15 protein-coding genes are annotated in these 18724 nt (G+C 43.4%); 6 read left to right on the plus strand and 9 right to left on the minus strand.

The window, feature by feature from the left end; translation table 11 throughout:
* Window positions 1–101 precede the first annotated feature (101 nt).
* Window positions 102–1421 (minus strand): APC family permease, encoded by a 1320-nt coding sequence (locus ABIB50_RS04855; protein WP_429377743.1) that lies wholly within the window; start codon window positions 1419–1421, stop codon window positions 102–104.
* A 402-nt stretch (window positions 1422–1823) separates the two neighbouring features.
* On the opposite strand from ABIB50_RS04855, the gene ABIB50_RS04860 reads away from it, so the two are divergent.
* The 5 genes from ABIB50_RS04860 to ABIB50_RS04880 all read left to right on the plus strand — a co-directional run bounded on the left by ABIB50_RS04860 (window position 1824) and on the right by ABIB50_RS04880 (window position 6631).
* Entirely contained in the window at window positions 1824–2900 is a 1077-nt protein-coding gene (locus ABIB50_RS04860) for a hypothetical protein (protein ID WP_429377745.1), read from the plus strand.
* A gap of 36 nt (window positions 2901–2936) precedes the next feature.
* The gene (locus ABIB50_RS04865; protein ID WP_429377746.1) at window positions 2937–3626 is read left to right on the plus strand and encodes a hypothetical protein; all 690 of its coding nucleotides are present in this window, start codon (window positions 2937–2939) and stop codon (window positions 3624–3626) included.
* Window positions 3627–3704: 78 nt separating this feature from the next.
* A complete protein-coding gene (locus tag ABIB50_RS04870; protein WP_429377748.1) occupies window positions 3705–4616 on the plus strand; it encodes a gliding motility-associated C-terminal domain-containing protein in 912 nt (303 codons plus the stop codon).
* Window positions 4616–5611, plus strand: coding sequence for a PorP/SprF family type IX secretion system membrane protein (locus tag ABIB50_RS04875; protein WP_429377750.1), 996 nt, complete (start codon window positions 4616–4618; stop codon window positions 5609–5611). Before ABIB50_RS04870 ends, ABIB50_RS04875 begins: the two co-directional genes overlap by 1 nt.
* 189 nt (window positions 5612–5800) lie before the next feature.
* Window positions 5801–6631 carry a hypothetical protein gene (locus tag ABIB50_RS04880; protein ID WP_429377751.1) on the plus strand — a complete coding sequence of 277 codons (831 nt, stop codon included), beginning with the start codon at window positions 5801–5803 and terminating at the stop codon, window positions 6629–6631.
* Between the two features lie 108 nt (window positions 6632–6739).
* Here ABIB50_RS04880 and ABIB50_RS04885 read toward each other — a convergent pair whose 3' ends face one another.
* From ABIB50_RS04885 to ffh, 5 genes are all read right to left on the minus strand, one after another.
* Window positions 6740–8281 (minus strand): YifB family Mg chelatase-like AAA ATPase, encoded by a 1542-nt coding sequence (locus ABIB50_RS04885; RefSeq protein ID WP_429377753.1) that lies wholly within the window; start codon window positions 8279–8281, stop codon window positions 6740–6742.
* 58 nt (window positions 8282–8339) lie between these two features.
* A complete protein-coding gene (locus ABIB50_RS04890) occupies window positions 8340–9683 on the minus strand; it encodes a glycoside hydrolase family 140 protein (protein ID WP_429377755.1) in 1344 nt (447 codons plus the stop codon).
* Window positions 9684–9826: 143 nt separating this feature from the next.
* A complete protein-coding gene (locus ABIB50_RS04895) occupies window positions 9827–10228 on the minus strand; it encodes a hypothetical protein (protein WP_429377757.1) in 402 nt (133 codons plus the stop codon).
* Between the two features lie 55 nt (window positions 10229–10283).
* Entirely contained in the window at window positions 10284–11867 is a 1584-nt protein-coding gene (locus ABIB50_RS04900; RefSeq protein ID WP_429377759.1) for a M1 family metallopeptidase, read from the minus strand.
* A 100-nt stretch (window positions 11868–11967) separates the two neighbouring features.
* Window positions 11968–13293 (minus strand): signal recognition particle protein, encoded by a 1326-nt coding sequence (gene ffh / locus ABIB50_RS04905; protein WP_429377761.1) that lies wholly within the window; start codon window positions 13291–13293, stop codon window positions 11968–11970.
* A gap of 182 nt (window positions 13294–13475) precedes the next feature.
* Here ffh and ABIB50_RS04910 point away from each other — a divergent pair, with 182 nt between their 5' ends.
* The gene (locus tag ABIB50_RS04910) at window positions 13476–15917 is read left to right on the plus strand and encodes a DUF5916 domain-containing protein (RefSeq protein WP_429377763.1); all 2442 of its coding nucleotides are present in this window, start codon (window positions 13476–13478) and stop codon (window positions 15915–15917) included.
* A gap of 4 nt (window positions 15918–15921) precedes the next feature.
* Here ABIB50_RS04910 and ABIB50_RS04915 read toward each other — a convergent pair whose 3' ends face one another.
* The 3 genes from ABIB50_RS04915 to ABIB50_RS04925 form a co-directional block, all read right to left on the minus strand.
* Window positions 15922–16926: a DUF3078 domain-containing protein gene (locus tag ABIB50_RS04915; protein ID WP_429377764.1), complete on the minus strand. Its 1005-nt coding sequence runs from the start codon at window positions 16924–16926 to the stop codon at window positions 15922–15924.
* Between the two features lie 76 nt (window positions 16927–17002).
* Window positions 17003–17755 carry a hypothetical protein gene (locus ABIB50_RS04920; protein ID WP_429377766.1) on the minus strand — a complete coding sequence of 251 codons (753 nt, stop codon included), beginning with the start codon at window positions 17753–17755 and terminating at the stop codon, window positions 17003–17005.
* Window positions 17756–17817: 62 nt separating this feature from the next.
* Complete coding sequence (locus ABIB50_RS04925) at window positions 17818–18720, minus strand: glucosaminidase domain-containing protein (protein WP_429377768.1); 903 nt, start codon at window positions 18718–18720, stop codon at window positions 17818–17820.
* Window positions 18721–18724 lie beyond the last annotated feature (4 nt).

Here is an 18724-nt window from a genome sequence, read left to right on the forward strand (position 1 = left end):
CTTAGGCTGCCCCATTAACAACTTTAGAAACATTTTTTTAACAGGCAAGAAAAATCAAAGCTGTATTAAATTGTAAGTAATGACTAATTTTTAGTACAATATTAGCGTTTAAACAATTTTCGTAAACCCAGTAAACGCCAGGCTACCTCGGCACTCATTAATGCGCAAATTGCAAATACGGCGGGCTTAATGGTTTCTGGTGATGACGAAAAAGCGCCACCCAGAGCTACAAAATAAACCGATGCCGGCAGCAATAACATAAAACACAAACCGGTAATGTTTAATGGGATCTTAAACGGGCGGACGGTATCAGGCTCGCTAATGCGTAGTTTGATCAACGCGATATATTCTAACGATAGGCCCGCGCCATAAACAGTTACATCTATTATTAACAGATCGGCAAATGTCCATAATATCATCAGGCTTACAATAACCGAGCAGATGATGATTGAAACATACGGGGTTTGAAAACGGGAATGGAGCTTATTTAAACGCGCCGGCAAGAGGCTATCTTCCGACATCACCTGCGGAACGCGCGATACAGATAACAGCACTGCCGCATATATCCCCAATGTACTTGCCATACCACCCAAAGCCAGCAGGGCACCCAGCCAATGTCCGCCGATTATAACCCCTACAGCCGGAAACCCGTTTTCGGTTAAAACAGCCGGGCTGATGCCTGATAATTGCGCTACCCATATCACCAGGAAGTAAATAACAATTACCAAAGCAAAGGCGATGAACATAGACACCAGGTAAGAGCGTACGGGTTTTTCAACCTCCTCGGCATAGGTTGTGGTATTATCCCAACCTAAACAGTTCCACATTACCGTATACAGGGCCATACCCAACGATGGAAACGTAATACCATGTAATGAGGGCGACTGTATGGTCAGGCCGCCAGTGTGGTGATAAAAGGCCAGTACAAAAAGGATCAAAACAGGCGCTAATACAACGGCACCCAAAAACAACGAAACCCTTCCGACGGGTACTATACCTAATATGTTTAGGCCTGCAGATGCCCATATAATTACCAGGCATACCGGCACCTTATATGCTTGCAGGCCGGGAAAGAAGAAGGATGCATATTCCACAAATAGTACCGGGTATATAGCCAGATCAACGAAGGTATAAAGCCAGGTCCACCACCCCTCAAAGAACCCCCAACGGGTACCTAAAGCGTATTTAACCCATTTATAATATCCGCCGGTTACGGGCATCATGCTGTTAAACTCCAGCACCGTAAAAATGGCCGGCACGTCCCACAACAATGGCGTGATCAATAATACCAGTAATGCCCCGTGCTGCCCGGCATATTCTAACAAAGGCTCCAACCCATACGGGCCGCCGGATACCGTGAAAAAAATAACAGCTATTAGCTGCACCGGCCTTATCTTTTTTAAATATTGGGTTGATGGCATTGGCCATAAAAATATTGTTTTATCTGTGATTTTGCTATACCATCGGTGGACAAAAGCAGGACATTGTCCACTTCAGCACATTAACCTGCGATTAATACTCGGTTAATTTTTATCAACATTTTTTTTGACATTAAAACAACATGATATAGTTACCAACAAATATTAATAATGACAGTTGATTTAGACACCGCCACAATGCTCTCATAATCAACCAGTTACATGCGCAGCTAGGGGATAAACAACCCCCGGACGCTTTGGTGTTGGATAAAAAAGTTTCATGCTCGGTTAACTAAAGCGAAAAATTCTTCGTATGGGCTTTAAACAATCGTAACACTTTTAAGGCTTTTTACGTAAAAATGCTTTGCCTGTTAATTAAAACACGGTTGATTATTTGTGCGCGTAATGTTGCCCCGAAAAATAAAAAATATCTTATTTAGCTTTCTCCTTGCAGGGGTCATCGGGACTTCTTTTACCCAATTTAAATCACCTTTTAAATTTCTAATAGGCCCCGCTACCCAGAACGTAACTGTTTGCGGTACAAGCACAACGTTGACTTCAACCACGGTGCCTGGGTATGGAAATCTTATCTGGAACGATGGCACAACCGGCACATCTTTAACAGTAAATGCTTCGGGCGATTACTGGTGGCAGGTTACCGGCTCCTCTTTGGTAACAAATGGCGATTTCACCAGTGGTAATAGCGGCTTTACCAGTGCTTATACCTATATGCCTAAGACCGGTACTCCAAGCGCATTATATGCGGAAGGAACCTACGGGGTTTATACCGACCCAAGCGCGCTTCATAGTTCCTTTGGCGCCTTTACCGACCACACCGGTAACAGCCCGGCAAATAAAAGAAATATGCTGATAGTTAACGGGGCCGCAACAGCTAATGTTACTGTGTGGTCACAAAGTATTACCGTATTGGCTAATACAGATTATGTTTTCTCGGTATGGGTTACTTCAACAACCCCGACAAACCCGGCGCAGTTGCAGTTTTCTATAGCTGGCAGCCCGCTGGGCAGCATCATCACCCCATCAGCTACCGTGGGTAGTTGGCAATACTTTACCACCACCTGGACTTCGGGCACCGCCGGAACCTATCCAATCGCGTTGGTTAATCAAAATATTATTGCCAACGGTAATGATTTCGCGGTTGATGATATTGTTTTTGCCCCGGTTTACCGCCAAAATATCCATGTGGTGCTTAACCCTATACCGGTTTTAGCACTAACCGGGCCAAATACGGCCTGTGGCAATTATAATTTAACGCAAACCATAGTAAGTTATGATACAAATACGTACGACTATTTTTTTAAAGACAGCAATGGCAACACCGTAACCAACCCTACAGTAAGCCTGAGCGGCACTTATACCATAACAGAACAAAACAAGGCTACGGGCTGCACATCGTCGCCGGTACAAACAACAGTTACAATTAACCCAAACCCGCCAAAGCCGGGTATTACAACACTATAAAACAAACCCATTAACTACCACTAAATAATAAAAATCATGAAAAAAAGATCCCTGACCCTCTCAGCCATCCTGATACTCTTACTATCGATGGTTACTTTTATCGCGTCTGCCCAGGTAACTGCCGGGCCAAGTGATGCCACTACGGCGCCTCCGGCTACAGCCAGTGCTGTTGCTAAAGTAGTATGTTACGGCTCGACAATTTCTTTGTCAGGCCCACAAGACAACGGTGTTGACTTTGCCAAATACCATTGGTATAAAGTTGACCCGAATGGTGTAAGGCAAGAGGATACCAATCAAACCGGCAGAACTTACACCGAAACATCGGGCGCAGCCGGTTATTATACCTACCAGGTTGTCACAGAAAATGCCAACGGTTGTACATCGCCGTTGTCAGACCCATTGCAAATTTATGTATTACCGCAGTTAAGTGTTAATATAACAACGCCAACCAGCTCAATGTGTGCTGTAGCAACTAACTCTACCGTGTTAACAGCTAATGTTACACCGTCAACAGGCTATACCATAAACTACCAGTGGACCAGGAACGGAACTGATATATCGGGTGCTACATCAAGTACTTACACTGTAACTAACGAAACTACGGCAGCTACTGTAACTTTCGGTGTTAAAACAAGTTACGCACTTAATTCAACCTGCGCGGCTACAAATACAAAAGATATTGTAATTACGCCGCTGCCAACCAAACCAGCGATAACAGCTAACTAAAAATAATAGCGTGCAGCGACCGTGATGAGGCATTTGTGTAGAATAATAGTTATATGCGCATTGTTGATAATTAAAAGTATGGCTTATGCCCAAACCCCTGCAAATCAGGGTGGGTATACAACTTTTAACATCAACGAAGGGGCAACTATTGTTCTACACGGAAATGCCGATCATGCTGCAGCTTACCAATGGTATAAGGACGGGGTGAAGATAAGCGGGGCCATATCAAAAGACTATACAGCTAATACAGCGGGCATTTATTCGGTAACAGCTTTTAATGCCGAAGGTTGCCCGTCTGTAATGGCCGATGGTGTACGTATCGTTGTTAACCCGGTTATCAAACCTGATACGGTGGTGGATTTAAAGGTTAATATTAAATCAACAAATGTCAAAGCAGCGCCGGGCGATATTTTTGCCTTTGTACTAACCGCTAACAATAATAGCCCGATTACTGGTACCCATGTACAGGTAAGCTATGTTATCCCTGCTAACCTGGCTTATGTGTCTCAGCCGTATGACAAAGGCATAGTAACGTATAACGCTGATACACACAAAATAACCTGGTTGCTTACTGAAGTGAAAGAAAACGACCCAATTAACCTGGTAATAGCGGTTAAGGTTTTATCACCAGGGCTGGTTGAAAGTATTGTTAATATTAAAGGCAAAGAGCTTGACCCTATTCTGGCTAACAATGTTGATCAAACGGTCCAGCAGGTTTATCCGTTAGTGATATCAAATGTGTTTACGCCAAATGGCGATGGTGTGAATGATACGTTTGTGATACCCGGATTAGAAACCTACTCTGATAATGAATTAACTATTATAAACAGGTGGGGTAATACAGTATATCAAAAAACAAATTATAAAAATGACTGGGACGGCTCTGGCCTGGCAGAGGGCACTTATTATTATGTGCTGAGAGCAAAGAATAAAGCCGGAGTGTGGGATACTTATAAAGGTTATTTAACCCTGTTAAGGACGAAAATATAATGAAAAAGATAATTGTATTATTTATTTTAATAACAACGTTTATTACAGCGAAAGCACAGCAAGACGCACAGTTTAGCCAGTACGTGTTTAATGGCTTATACATAAACCCGGCTTATGCCGGCTATAAGAGTGATTTTTATATCAATAGCTTTTTCCGCTCGCAATGGACCGGGTTAACCGGCGCACCGCAAACAGGCTCGCTTGCCGCAGATGGTTCGGTAGCTCACGATAAGGTGGGGTTAGGGTTGTTATTACAACATGATCAGTTGGGTGCACAAAGCAATGTGGCCCTTTATACAAATTATGCTTACCGCATACAAATAGGCGAGGATGAAAACTCAAGGCTGGCTTTTGGCCTGGGTTTAGGGTTTATACAAGCGGGTATTGATGGCAACAAATTAAACCCGGTTCAAAGCGGCGATAATTATATCCCCACGGGTTACCATAGTTTCCTGTCGCCCGACATGCGGGTGGGGTTTTTATATACCAATGATGATTATTTTATAGGGGCATCAGTTGATAATTTGATACCCCAATATATGCATACAACTGCAAACGCTAACGCCCTGGGTGTACCCATACCCAAACCGCACGAGTATTTTACCGTAGGCGCCATATTTGATTTAAATAGCGATACCAAGATAAAACCATCCATCCTTATAAAAGACAACCCTACTGTACCAACCAGCATGGATGCAAACGTTTTTTTATTATTGAACGAAAGGCTTTGGTTAGGAACAACCTATCGTACGTCTATCCCGCTTTATAATAAACCCAACCTGCAGAAAGATTTGCCAACATCAAGCGCAATTGTTGCTGTAATTGAGTTTTTTGCCACCGAAAACGTGCGCATTGGTTACGCGTTTGATTATTCGCTTAACAAAATAGGCGCTTTAGGTTATGGCTCGCATGAGATCTCATTAGGCATCATGTTAAAAAACAACAAAAGCTCGCGCTCAAGCTTTAATGACCCTACACGCAAATGCTATTTTTAGTATCGCTATAACAAAGGATAATACAGATATCCCATATCGTAGACAAATATCTACATTCTATTCCCCAAGCTTAAGTTGCATACAACAACCGGCTCTATAAATACAGGTAATATGCTTTTTGGCCGATGTTTTGACTGTTAGTTGCTGTACAATGTTATTGTAATTAGTATTGCCTAATAAGACATCTATATGAGATCAACATTTAAATTTACTTTAGCTGCTCTTGCAGCTGTTTTAATTTATAGCAGCTGCAGCAAATCTGTAACAGAGCCTGCACCTTCAGCAAATAAAAATTCCGCACAAACACTTGCTATAAGCAAACAAATTGCTACTAATCTTTACAGATCATTAACAGGTGGTTATGGCGGCGCAAATATTGGCAGCGGCATAAAAGCGCCTTCTGCCATTACCGCTGCTCCAAAAGGTGGCCGCAGGGTAAATGCAGTTACACCTTATTGCGGTATGACTATAGATACTACGTTGTATTTTGATTTCATGCAACATGATACTACTACCACTGTAGACAGCAAGTACAAGTTTACTTATACCTGCAGCACAAACTCGCTTGATGGCTATATCCTGTCTGACAGTATTACTTATACAGATAAAACCTCAACGGTATTTAACCGGTACATAACCGGTCAAAATTACACAGTACAAAATGCAAGTGCTGATTTTAGCGTGGTTGCTATGTATGGTACTATCGGTACGTCGTTCCGCACATCAAACGTCAACCCATCTTCACATGCAACTACTAATTACAATTATAACGATACCAAATATTCTCTAAATAACCTTTTGGTAAACGTAAGGGGCGCGTCTCCTGATATTACCGGCGGCAGCGTTAATTTTGTATCAAACATAACTTATCTGGAAGTTGGCGGAAGCCCTGTAACCGGCGGCTTTAGCGGCACTATAACGTTTTTGGGTAACCATATGGCAAAAATGAGTGTAACTTATAATGGCGTAACTACCTTATATTCTTACAACCTTGTAACTAATGATGTTGATCCTATATAAAAGATAGCAGGCATATAAAGAAGAAGCGCCATCCGTATTTGGGTGGCGCTTTTTCTTTATCAGAGATTTCTATATTTTGGGAGATCCTATAGTAATTCAAATAACCACCTACCCTGCCCAGCCTTCTCTATCCAAACTTCTAAACTGTATGGCCTCGGCTAAATGCTCTATTTGTATGTTTTCGCTGCCCGCCAGGTCAGCAATGGTGCGCGATACTTTAAGGATTCTGTCGTAAGCCCTTGCCGACAATCCCAGTTTTTCCATCGCTTTTTTAAGCAGGTTTTGCCCGGCTTCGCTTATTTTACACAGCTCGCGGACCATCTTCGGGCTCATTTGGGCATTGGCGTGTAAATCGGGCTTGTTGCCGAAACGGGTTATTTGTACCTCCCGCGCTTTTATTACGCGTTCGCGGATGAGTTCGCTTTTCTCGGCTAACCGGTCTGATGCCAGTTCGCTGAAGTTTACCGGTGTTACTTCGACATGCAAATCAATACGATCCAACAACGGACCAGAGATCTTACTTAAATATTTCTGTACCATCCCAGGCGGGCAGATACATTCCTTCTCGGGATGGTTATAATAACCACACGGACACGGATTCATACTGGCCACCAACATAAAGCTGCTGGGGTAATCAACCGTAAATTTTGCACGCGATATGGTTACCCGGCGCTCTTCCAAAGGCTGGCGCATTACCTCTAACGCGCTGCGTTTAAACTCAGGCAACTCATCCAAAAACAAAACACCATTGTGGGCTAATGAGATCTCGCCCGGCTGCGGGTTACCCCCGCCACCTACTAAAGCGACATCAGATATCGTATGATGGGGCGACCGGAACGGCCGTATTGTTACCAACGCATCAGCAGCCGACAGCTTACCCGCTACCGAATGGATCTTGGTGGTTTCTAATGATTCGTATAAGCTTAACGGCGGTAGTATAGATGGCAGCCTTCGTGCCAGCATAGTTTTACCCGCCCCGGGCGGGCCTATCAATATCACATTATGCCCGCCTGCTGCGGCTATCTCTAAAGCCCGTTTTATGTTTTCCTGCCCCTTTACCTCGCTGAAGTCACTATCGTAGTTACAGAGGCTATTATAGAACTCCTCCCGCGTATTTACTTCTTCCCTGGTTAACACGATATCGCCATTAAAGAAACCTGCTACTTCTTTTATGCTTTCAACACCATAAACTTCCAGGTCATTAACAATGGCTGCCTCGCGGGCGTTTTGTTTGGGAAGGATAAAACCGTTGAACCCGTCTTTACGGGCTTGTATGGCGATGGAAAGTGCTCCCTTTATTGGCTGCAAGCCCCCATCAAGCGACAGTTCGCCCATTATTAAGTATTTGTCCAGCTCGTCCGAATTAATTTGCCCCGAGGCCGCAAGTATGGCGGTTGCAATGGTCAAATCGTAAGACGATCCCTCTTTTTTAATATCAGCAGGAGCCATATTTACAATAATGCGCTGGCGGGGCATCCGGAAACTATTAGTGGTTAAAGCCGATTCTATCCTTTGCCAGGATTCGCGTACAGCATTATCCGGCAAGCCAACTATCGAATAATAGATATTACCGCCACTGATATTAACCTCAATTGTAATGGTGATGGCCTCGATGCCATAAACGGCGCTGCCAAAGGTTTTAACTAACACTTATGATAAAAGTTTATTTAGCGTAAGATATGCATTTCTAAAGAAAACATCGCTTTGGCTATAATTTATAATTTTTCGAAGCATCGTCTATCACCAGCACCCAATCGTTACCATAGCCCGAGTTGGGCGGATAGTATTTTTTAGTGCCGGTATTATCAGCTTCGCCGGCTGGCGTTACTTTTCCGCTCCGTGGATCAAACCAAATAGCTTTTACTTTTTCGCCGGAGATCTTTCCCATCACAACAGTAAATGGCTTTCCTTCGGATGAATAAATAAAGGCATAATCTTTCCCGCGGGTTGCCTGGATGCGCGCCATTGGCGGCAGGTCGTTCTCTATGATCAGGCTTTGGTCGGGCACGCGGTCAAGGATCGGGTGTGACTCCATGAGCCTTTTTACATACAGCATTTGCTTAGCGCCGGGCAGGTCTATCGCCTTGTTCCAATAAAAGTGAGGGCCATTTATGGGTTCATTAGCCGGCGAATACATCTGCCAGATATCATGGCACCCATAAGTATGGCCAAAAGCCCCTGCAAAAAGATCGGTATAAGCATAATGGCGCACGTCGTAAGCGCTTGATGTACCCAGGTCGGCAGCGTTAAAACAGATGGGATGATCTTCATACAGCGGTTCACCGTCAATTACAGGTTTAAGCGGCAGGGCGTTATAGGCTTTAAAAACTTTTTGATAATTTGCATTATCCCTGCAATGGCCATTTTGAAACATGTTAAAATCAAACCAGGTTTCGTTCCTGAACCATTGTGCCGATCCTAATTCATTAGGCTGGCTATGGTAAGTAATCAGGGCTTTATTATTCGTTACCTTCTTTATGGCCAAACCCATTGCGTGCCATATGGCAATATCTGCATCGCCGCGCGGGTTCCTGTCGCCTCCTAATATCCAAATGATGTTCTTCTTATCCCTATACCTTTTGGCCAGCCATTCGGCATATACGGCTGCATTATTAACATTAAATATCTCGGGCCCTACGCCCCAGGCTTTATTTATCTTATCGCCCCAGGTTGGCAATAGTGCAATAGTGAGGTTATAGGAGGCGGCTTTATCAATAATGTAGTCAACGTGTCTAAAATAGTTTTCGTTTGGTGTTGCGGGGTCATTGTTGATCAGTGGTTTCTCGCCATAGGGGTTGGGTTTGTTTAACCCATCAAACTCTGCCAGGGCAACCGCCTGTATAACCGTAAAACCCTGTTCGCTGCGGTGTTTTAAGTAAACGTCAGCATCTTCCTTATTCAACCGATGGAATAACTCCCAGGCGGTATCACCCATCCAAAAGAACGGTTTGTTGTCTTTTAGGATATAATGTTGGTCGGGGCTCACCGTGAATTGGGCAAACACTGTTGTTTGGGTGATTAGCAGTAAGATGATTAGTATAGATTTTCTCATATCTATACTAATATCCTGATTTATTGGCGGGTTAAAAAATTATCGATGTAAAAATGAGTAAACATTGATAAACAAGTGCTTCCATTACGTTATTGAATATTGCGGAAACGTAAGCTGTAAGGCAAGTAATTAAACAGACATGCTTAATGAAGTACCTCACGAGTGCCTTTAATTCTAAAATCTAAACGGAGTGTATCCCCGTCGCTAAGTTTGAATTTTTTTGTCTTACAGATTGCATAGGGTATTACTCGCGTTTCAAAGGAATATACCCCGGATGGTACAGCAAATGAAAATGATCCGTCGATCTTTACTTTATTTATAATACCGTTATTTAATCGTAAAGTGCCGACAGGGATGATCTTATCGACCTCAAATTCACTAAAAGTGCCATAAACAACAGCTCTGTTAATACGGGAGCTCTTTAATATTGAATATCTATATTCACCATCGTCATTTGAGACCGCCCCTGTACCCTTGGTAGTGTAACACCCCGTAACTATTAAGAAATACATAAAAAGTTGGATTGTTAAAAGCAATCTATTCATGTGAATGTATTTATGTTAGCACAGGCTTATTCATAAAATAGCTAATCTAAATCCCTTACATTCCCACAACCGTAAAACCGGCCAGCAAATTCACATTCGGATCAACCTTTATAACCGGCAATTTTTTGCCCGCGGCTATATGCATGGTTGCAGACTGGTCGGTCATATTAATTGTATGCAGCTCGCCGTCAATAGCTATCTCCAACGGAAATGTATATAGATCCTTCTGCTTTTGGTCAACTTTTAGATCTACAACGTGTGTTTTGGTATCGTACTTCCAACTAACCGCTATATCGGGGTGGCCGGCGGTATTTAGCCATTGTTTAAAAAAGGCTTTCAGGTCCTGCCCGCTAATTTGCTCCATTACTTCGCGGAAGTCCGTCGTGTTTGCATTGCTGTTTTGGTATTTGAGGTAATAAGTATTAATGCCTTTCCAGAACACGCCATCGCCTAATTTGCGGCGCAGCATGTGCAACACCCAGCTACCTTTCTGGTAACTGTTATCATTAAGCAGCTGCATGTATTTATCTTTTACCGCGGTGTCAACAACGGGGGTATAGCGTTTCTTTTCAAACTTTATTATTGCAGTGCGGTCCTTGGTCAAACGTTTTTTAAGGGTGTCGGCGCCATATTTACTTTCGAGGTAGTAATTAGTTAAATAGGTGGCAAAGCCCTCGCTTAACCATAGGTGATGAAAGTTTTTCTCGCTGGCGGAATCGCCAAACCACTGGTGGGCAATTTCGTGTGCCATCAGTTCTTCTATTTCCTTGCTCTGCGGCGAGTCTTCAAAATAAAATATAGTCCCGGCATTTTCCATGCCGCCAAATATGGTTTTTGATTGCACGTTAGCCAGCTTTTTGTAGCTGTACGGGCCGATATGCTTGATATAAAACGGTAATATCTCGCCGGCTACCGCATAGCTTTTAAAGCCCGCATTAGCACTCTCGGGAAACACATAGGTATAAACCGGGATATCATCAACATCTTTAGGGTGATCAATAGCAAAATCGGCAACGCCAATAACCATTATTTTAGTTGACAGCGCTACGGTTTCCTGCCAATGGGTTATTTTAAGCTGACCGGGTAAGGCCGTTTCGCTGATCTTTAACCCGTTGGCTACAACCTGGTAATGATCGGGCGCGGTAACTGTAAAATCGACCGATGCTTTATCTGCAGGTTCGTCTACACAAGGGATCCAGTTATGCGCGCGGTTGGGCCAGTTATCGCCAAAAAAAGTACGGTGGCCAAATTTATTTGTAGATATGATCAGGCCGTCAGCCGGGATACCTTCGTAAAAAACAGTATAGGTTTTGGTAGTGCTTTCTGCCGCTTTGGTATAAATTTTCACCACATCACTATCCTGTTGAAAGCGGACAGCCTTGCCGTTCTCTAACACCCGGCCCACGGTCATGCCTTTGCCGTTAACACCTTTTTTTACCAAGTTGATGTGGAACGATCCCGGCGCTGCTAAAAACTTAACCAGGATCTCGGCTTTACCTTTAATATTATCAGTAGCATCGCTTAGCTGAACGTGGAAGCCATAATGCTGTACATCGATTACCGCACCCGGCGATTGGGCATTGACCGCAAGTGTAGCCAATGTTAATCCTGCAATAAAGTATATTTTCAGTTTATTCATAGCCTTACTATCTTACGTAATAATAAGCTATTTTGTTTGTAATAAAAAAAGCGGCATATAGCCGCTTTATATTTTCTCCCCCTTTACGGGACCGGGGGCTTTACCTCGGCATCCTCTTCATCATGCTTGCCATGGCGGCAGGGTTACTCATTTGCTTCATTACCTTACGCATATCCTCAAACTGTTTGATGAGTTTGTTTACTTCGGCCAATTCGGTACCCGACCCTTTAGCTATACGGGCACGGCGGCTTTGGTTAATGCTGTCAGGGTTTCCCTTTTCGCCCGGAGTCATGGATTGGATAATGGCCTCGATATTTTTAAAAGCATCATCCTGGATCTCTACATCCTTCATCATTTTACCAACGCCCGGTATCATGCCCATCAGGTCCTTCATGTTCCCCATTTTTTTGATCTGTTGGATCTGGCTGTAAAAATCGTTAAAGTCGAATTTATTTTTGCGGATCTTCTTTTGCAGCTCGGCAGCTTCCTTCTCGTCAAACTGCATTTGCGCACGCTCAACCAGTGATACCACGTCGCCCATGCCCAAAATCCGGCTGGCCATACGGTCGGGGTGGAAAACGTCAATCGCTTCCATCTTCTCGCCGGTACCAATAAACTTGATCGGCTTGTTAACTACTGATTTGATAGATAACGCGGCACCACCACGGGTATCGCCATCAAGCTTGGTTAATACAACACCGGTAAAATCCAACCGATCGTTGAATACTTTTGCGGTATTAACGGCATCCTGGCCGGTCATGGCATCAACTACAAACAAGATCTCGTGCGGGTTAACAGCGGCTTTTACCTGCTCAATCTCCACCATCATGGCCTCGTCTATAGACAAACGGCCCGCGGTATCAATGATTACCACGTTATGCCCATGTTGTTTGGCGTAAGCAATACCTTCATTTGCTATCGCGATAGGGTCCTTCGACTCTAAATTAGCATATACCGGTACACCTATCTGCTCGCCTAAAACCTGCAATTGCGTTATAGCCGCCGGGCGATAAATATCATCGGCAACCAACAGCGGCTTTTTATTTTTCTGTGTTTTTAAAAAGTTAGCCAGCTTGCCGGTAAACGTTGTTTTACCCGCACCATTCAAACCTGCTATCAAAATAATAGTTGGCGATTTTGACAGGTCAAGCTCGGCTGTTGTGCCACCCATAAGGGCCGCCAGCTCGTCGTTCATCAACTTGGTAAGCAACTGCCCCGGCGAAACCGCCGTCAATACATTTGCACCAATAGCCTTTTGCTTTACATCGTCTGTAAATGATTTGGCTGTTTTATAGTTAACGTCGGCATCCAGGAGCGCCTTACGGATCTCCTTCATGGTTTCGGCCACGTTTATTTCTGTAATGGATCCCTGTCCTTTAAGGACCTTGAACGCCCTGTCGAGTTTATCCGAAAGATTTTCAAACATATTGTTGTCGTACTTTATTTAATCTTTTTGAGGCTACAAAGGTATGATTTTACGGCAATTATGTCTTAAAGAATAGCAGAACCTTTCACATCTTTTAACTTTTCTTAACCATCCGTTAACAAAAATCATGTAACGTTTTTTCGAACTTGCCGTCTTATTGATGAGATTAACTTTAACTACCCGTGACTAAACATTTACTCGCCGTATTATTTGCCGGTGCCGGCTTAGGCGCTTTTGCGCAGGCTCCGGTTAAAAAGCTGGAAGCTATAAAAGTAACAACGGCCCCTAAAATTGACGGTTCGCTCGATGACGAGATCTGGAAAAACGCCCCCATTGCTACCGACTTCATTGAAAATAACCCTATAGCCGGCCGCCACGAAAAACCCGAAGAGCGTACCGAGGTAAAGATAGTTTATGATAATGATGCGATATATGTTGGCGCACGGATGTATGAAACTTCGGCCGCAAGGGTGGCCCGCGAACTGACCACAAGGGACCAGATAGCCAACGATGATTTTATCGGCATAATAGTGGATACCTATTTAGACGGCCTGAATGGCAGCGGCTTTTATAGCACGGCAGCCGGCGTACAATACGACGCCAAATACAGCAATGGCGGCGACGAGGATGACACCTGGAACGCGGTTTGGGAAAGCAAGGTTAGGGTTAATGACCACGGCTGGACAGCCGAATTTAAGATCCCATACTCGGCTTTGCGGTTTGGTAAAAAGGATGTGCAAACCTGGGGGCTAAACTTTGTACGCCGACGCCAGGCTGATAATAATCAACTGTTCTGGAACGAGCTTGACCCAAAGAAAAATGGCCTGATGAACCAGGAAGGGCACCTAACCGGCCTAAAAAATATCGACCCGCCTTTACGCCTGGCATTTTACCCATACTTCTCAACTTATGTAAACCATTATCCATACAATACACCGGGGGTTAAAAACACAACCAACTCGGTAAATGGTGGTATGGATGTTAAATACGGCATTAACCAAAGCTTTACGCTGGATGTTACCCTGATACCCGATTTCGGCCAGGTACAATCAGACAATAAAGTACTTAACCTAACGCCTTTCGAAGTAAAATATACCGAGAACCGGCCTTTCTTTACCGAAGGCACAGAGCTGTTTAACAAAGGCAATTTATTTTACAGCCGCCGCATTGGTGCACAGCCGGTTAATTACGGTGCGGCGGGTGAGAACTTAAAAGCCGGCGAGACCCTAATAAGCAACCCGACCGAAACCAAGCTGCTTAATGCCACTAAATTATCCGGACGACTATCAAATGGTTTGGGGATAGGGGTTTTTAACGCGGTTACCAATACAGCCAATGCAGTTATTGAAGATGCCTCGGGAAATAAACGCCTGGTACAAACCGCTCCGGTAACCAATTATAACATCCTGGTGCTTGACCAAACCCTGAAAAACAACTCAGACATCGCCTTAATTAACACCAACGTTACCCGCTTTGGTCAGGATTATGATGCTAACGTTAGCGGCGTGGTGTTTAACTTAAAAAACAAGGCCAACTCTTATAATATATCGGGCTATGGGATGATGAGCAATTTGCTTTACGCTGATAAACCCACAGTAACCGGTTTTAATTATGAGATTGGGGGAGGCAAGACGCTGGGTAATTTTACCTGGAACATTTACCAGAATAGGGTGGACAATAAATTTGATCCTAATGATTTGGGCATCCTGTTTAATAACAACTATTTAAACCATACCCTCAATTTGCAATTGAGCGATTATAAGCCGGGTAAGATCTTTAACTCGTGGTCGATATATAGTACTATTTTGTATTCGCGCAGATCTGCGCCAGCTACTTATCAAAATCTGAATATTTTTATCGGGTCGTTCCTTAGCTATAAAAACAAGTGGAGCAGTAACATCAACTTTAATCACAATTTAGAGGGGAATGATTTTTACGAGCCGCGCGTTGCCGGCCGGGGTTTCCGCACGCCGCAGGAAACTAATTTAAGTGCCAATTATAATTCCCCAAAATCCTTGAGGTTAAATGGCGGTATATTTTATCGCTACCGCATTTATAACAAAATGGGCGGGCGCGGAGCCGATGCAGAAGCTACTTATACCTTAAGGGTCAGCAATAACTTTTCGTTCGGGCAGGATGTGATCTGGTCGCCGCGTTATAATAACCTTGGTTTTTCAACAAAGGACACCGTTAACGGCAATCCAATATTTGCACGCCGCAATGTGCAAACGCTCGAGCATATTTTCAATATCAAATACACCTTTAACAATGTAATGGGCCTGTCTTTCAGGCTGAGGCACTACTGGTCAAAACTAAATGTGCTGCAATATTATGATCTTGCCCAAAATGGCGAACTGGCCGATCTGACGACATCAAACTTCAATAAAAATAACGATCAGAATTATAATGTTTGGAACATTGATATGATCTATCAATGGCAATTCTCGCCGGGAAGCGAAATCAGCGTTGCCTGGAAAAGCTCGTCGCAAAATAATACAACCCTGGCCAGCTACGGTTATTTTAACAATTTCAACAACACGTTAAATCAGCCAAAAAACAATAACCTTTCTATCAAGATATTGTATTATATCGACTATCAAAATTTAAAGAAAAAAAGACGTTAAGCGTTTAGTTAGGGAACCGGTATGCTATTCCCAGTGCCATACCTTCTGTACCCTGCGGCTTTCCGTTTATGCTTTTATCATAAACGAAGGTGCCGCCTATAGAAACGCGTACCAGCCGATTAACCTGGGCAACAAGCTGGGCATCAACTCTGTGTGTTATAAATGAGATATGCTTTTCATAAGGAATAAATAAAGCATAACGGGTATTAAGGTTCATGTTCTTAGCAATATCTTTAACAAAAGTTGCTACCACCTGGAAAGCCAGGTCGTTTCTAAACTTTTTCCCTCTTTTTACATTGTAGTTTGCCGGATTGTTTTTATACAGCGTAGTATCTATTAAAAATGTTTGGCGGGCCGTACCTGTACCAAGCCTTACATCCACAAAGCGCGATGGCTTATATTCAAAACCAACAGACTCGGTTAGATAACCGGGCGCCATGAATCTTGATATCAAAAGCGACGGACCATTATTGTTGTAGATAAAACCCTTATCAAACTGCGATTCGAAAGTTAACGACCCGAAGAAAAACCAGCTTTTTGACATCTGCGTAGCCAGTTTATTATCAAAGAATATACGGTCGACTGTTTTACGCGAGCCCTGGTCCTTGTTTTTTGAGCTTCCGTATTGCAACCGCAGCTCGCCAACATAATCAAGCGGAGCTTTGTTGTATTCGGTTTTATAATCAAAGTCGCCATTTAAAGCGATAGAGCTTGAACCACCGCCGGTGCTATAATGATTACTGTTTGCCGACTGGCTAAAGCCTAACCCTATAGTTACCCATTTGCGCCAATAATTTACATTATAATCAAGCATAGAAACCGGTACAGCTTCCTGCCTTATTTGTAATATTTTTGTTCGTACCGGTAATGAATTTTTAGGGGGGTCTATATGATATTTATTAAGAGCGGCGGTATCGATCTTTTTTAACGAGTCGGCCTTTTGCGCGGATGCAGACAGGGCCACCATTGACAGAACTAAAACTATATATCCGGGTCTGTTTTTTAACATAGATAGACAAAGAAACACATTTTTCCTTTTAAATCAGATTAAAAAGGGCACCATTGGTTTAATCAGGGAAAAACTTTTACTCTTTTTTTGTTTCAACCAGCGGCGATACTTTATAGGCCATCGGGTTTCGCCGGTATCTTTTTAAGTTATTCCTGATGGTATTTATAAACTCATATTCGGTAGCGTTTGCCAGGAAATAGTAGCCGGGCCGGTATTTTGCCATAAAGTCGGTTAACTCAAAACCCTTTAGCCCGGTAATGCGGCTTACCAGCCCCTTGTTAAATCTGTAATCAACAACATCATCCCTATAGTCTGCCTCTATGGTTTCGCGTAAATGAGCGGCGTTACGGCCCGCTTTGCTAAAAGCGTTATATATGGCATCAATACTTAAACCAACGCCAATACCCGGCGTAAGCGAAAACATGTCTTTATTACCCAATGATCCGCCATAGATCTTGCTGTTATCCCGTTTCCTGGCGGCTAATCGTTTTTGCGGGTCTGGCAACGAATCAAATATATTAACCTGTTTAAGCTGTATTGCTATGCGGCGCAGGTAAATAGCCAGGGGGATATAGTCTTTTATGGTTACAGTGTCAGCAAAATGTTCTACCTGCGAAAAAACCAGTCTGTCGCCGGGTTTGGCATCTATGGTAAAAACGCCGTTGATGTTATTATAGGTACTTGCACCGGTATTTAAGTTCATCACGTTAACCCGCGATAATCTGTCTTTACTATCCGTATCAAAAATGATCCCAGCCACAGAAGTTTCCTGGGCAAGTGCTTTTAAGCTTATCAGTATACAGAAGAAGAAAATTAGTACTGGTTTCATTAACGGCTAAAACTAAACGTTTGCTTACGTTGCGGCACAATATTTAACAATAATTAACAGGGTTACTTAGCTATGATCAGCTTCTGGCCAATCTTAATATTGTTATCGCCCATGCTATTTAATGCCTTAAGCTCGTCAACAGTTAAGCCAAAACGTTTAGAAACGTTGTATAGTGTATCGCCGGTTTTTATGGTGTATAATTTATTGGTTGGGGTACCCAGTACCAATGAGTCTTTTATTTCCTTGCCAATGTTTTGGTTGATCTGGGCCAGCACGCGGTCCTCGCGCTTAATTTTTTGCTCTTCGCCCTCTGGGCGATCAAACTGATCAAGATGATATTTCTCTATAACATTTATTAACAGTTGCGGATATTTTGGATTGGTGGCGTAGCCCGCGTCTTTTAAACCCTGCGCCCAGCCCCGATAGTCGTTTTTATCCAGCTCAAACAGTGGCGCGTAGCGCTTTCTTTTTAAAAAATCCGAGTGATCGCGGTACGAGTCTTCAGGTTTATCGTATACCCGGAAGCAATCGTTTACCTGGTCGTCGTCTTTATAATAGCTTTTGCCTTTCCATTCGCTGGTGCATTTTATGCCAAAGTGGTTATTAGCAATTTTTGAAAGATCGCTGTTACCATTTCCCGACTCGAATAACCCTTGTGCCAATGTTATACTGGCCGGTATGCCGTATAAATTCATTTCCTGGATAGCTATGGTTTTAAAACGGTCAATATACGTAGCAACGGTATAGGGCACAAAAGCTGCTATAGCCTCGCTGCGCACTTTTTGTACAATCTCGTTGTTTTTTTTTGCCTCCGAGTTAGAAATAAGGGGAACGACAGCACGGACCGGCGGCCTGTAAACCGTCGCCTTTTTATGTGCCGAGCATGAGGTTAGGGCCGCGGCGGCAATCAATAAAAAAAGTATATTTCTTTTTAAAATAAGGGGGCATGGCCCGGCATATATCATGATG

Source organism: Mucilaginibacter sp. UYCu711, from assembly GCF_050433825.1.
GTDB lineage: Bacteria > Bacteroidota > Bacteroidia > Sphingobacteriales > Sphingobacteriaceae > Mucilaginibacter.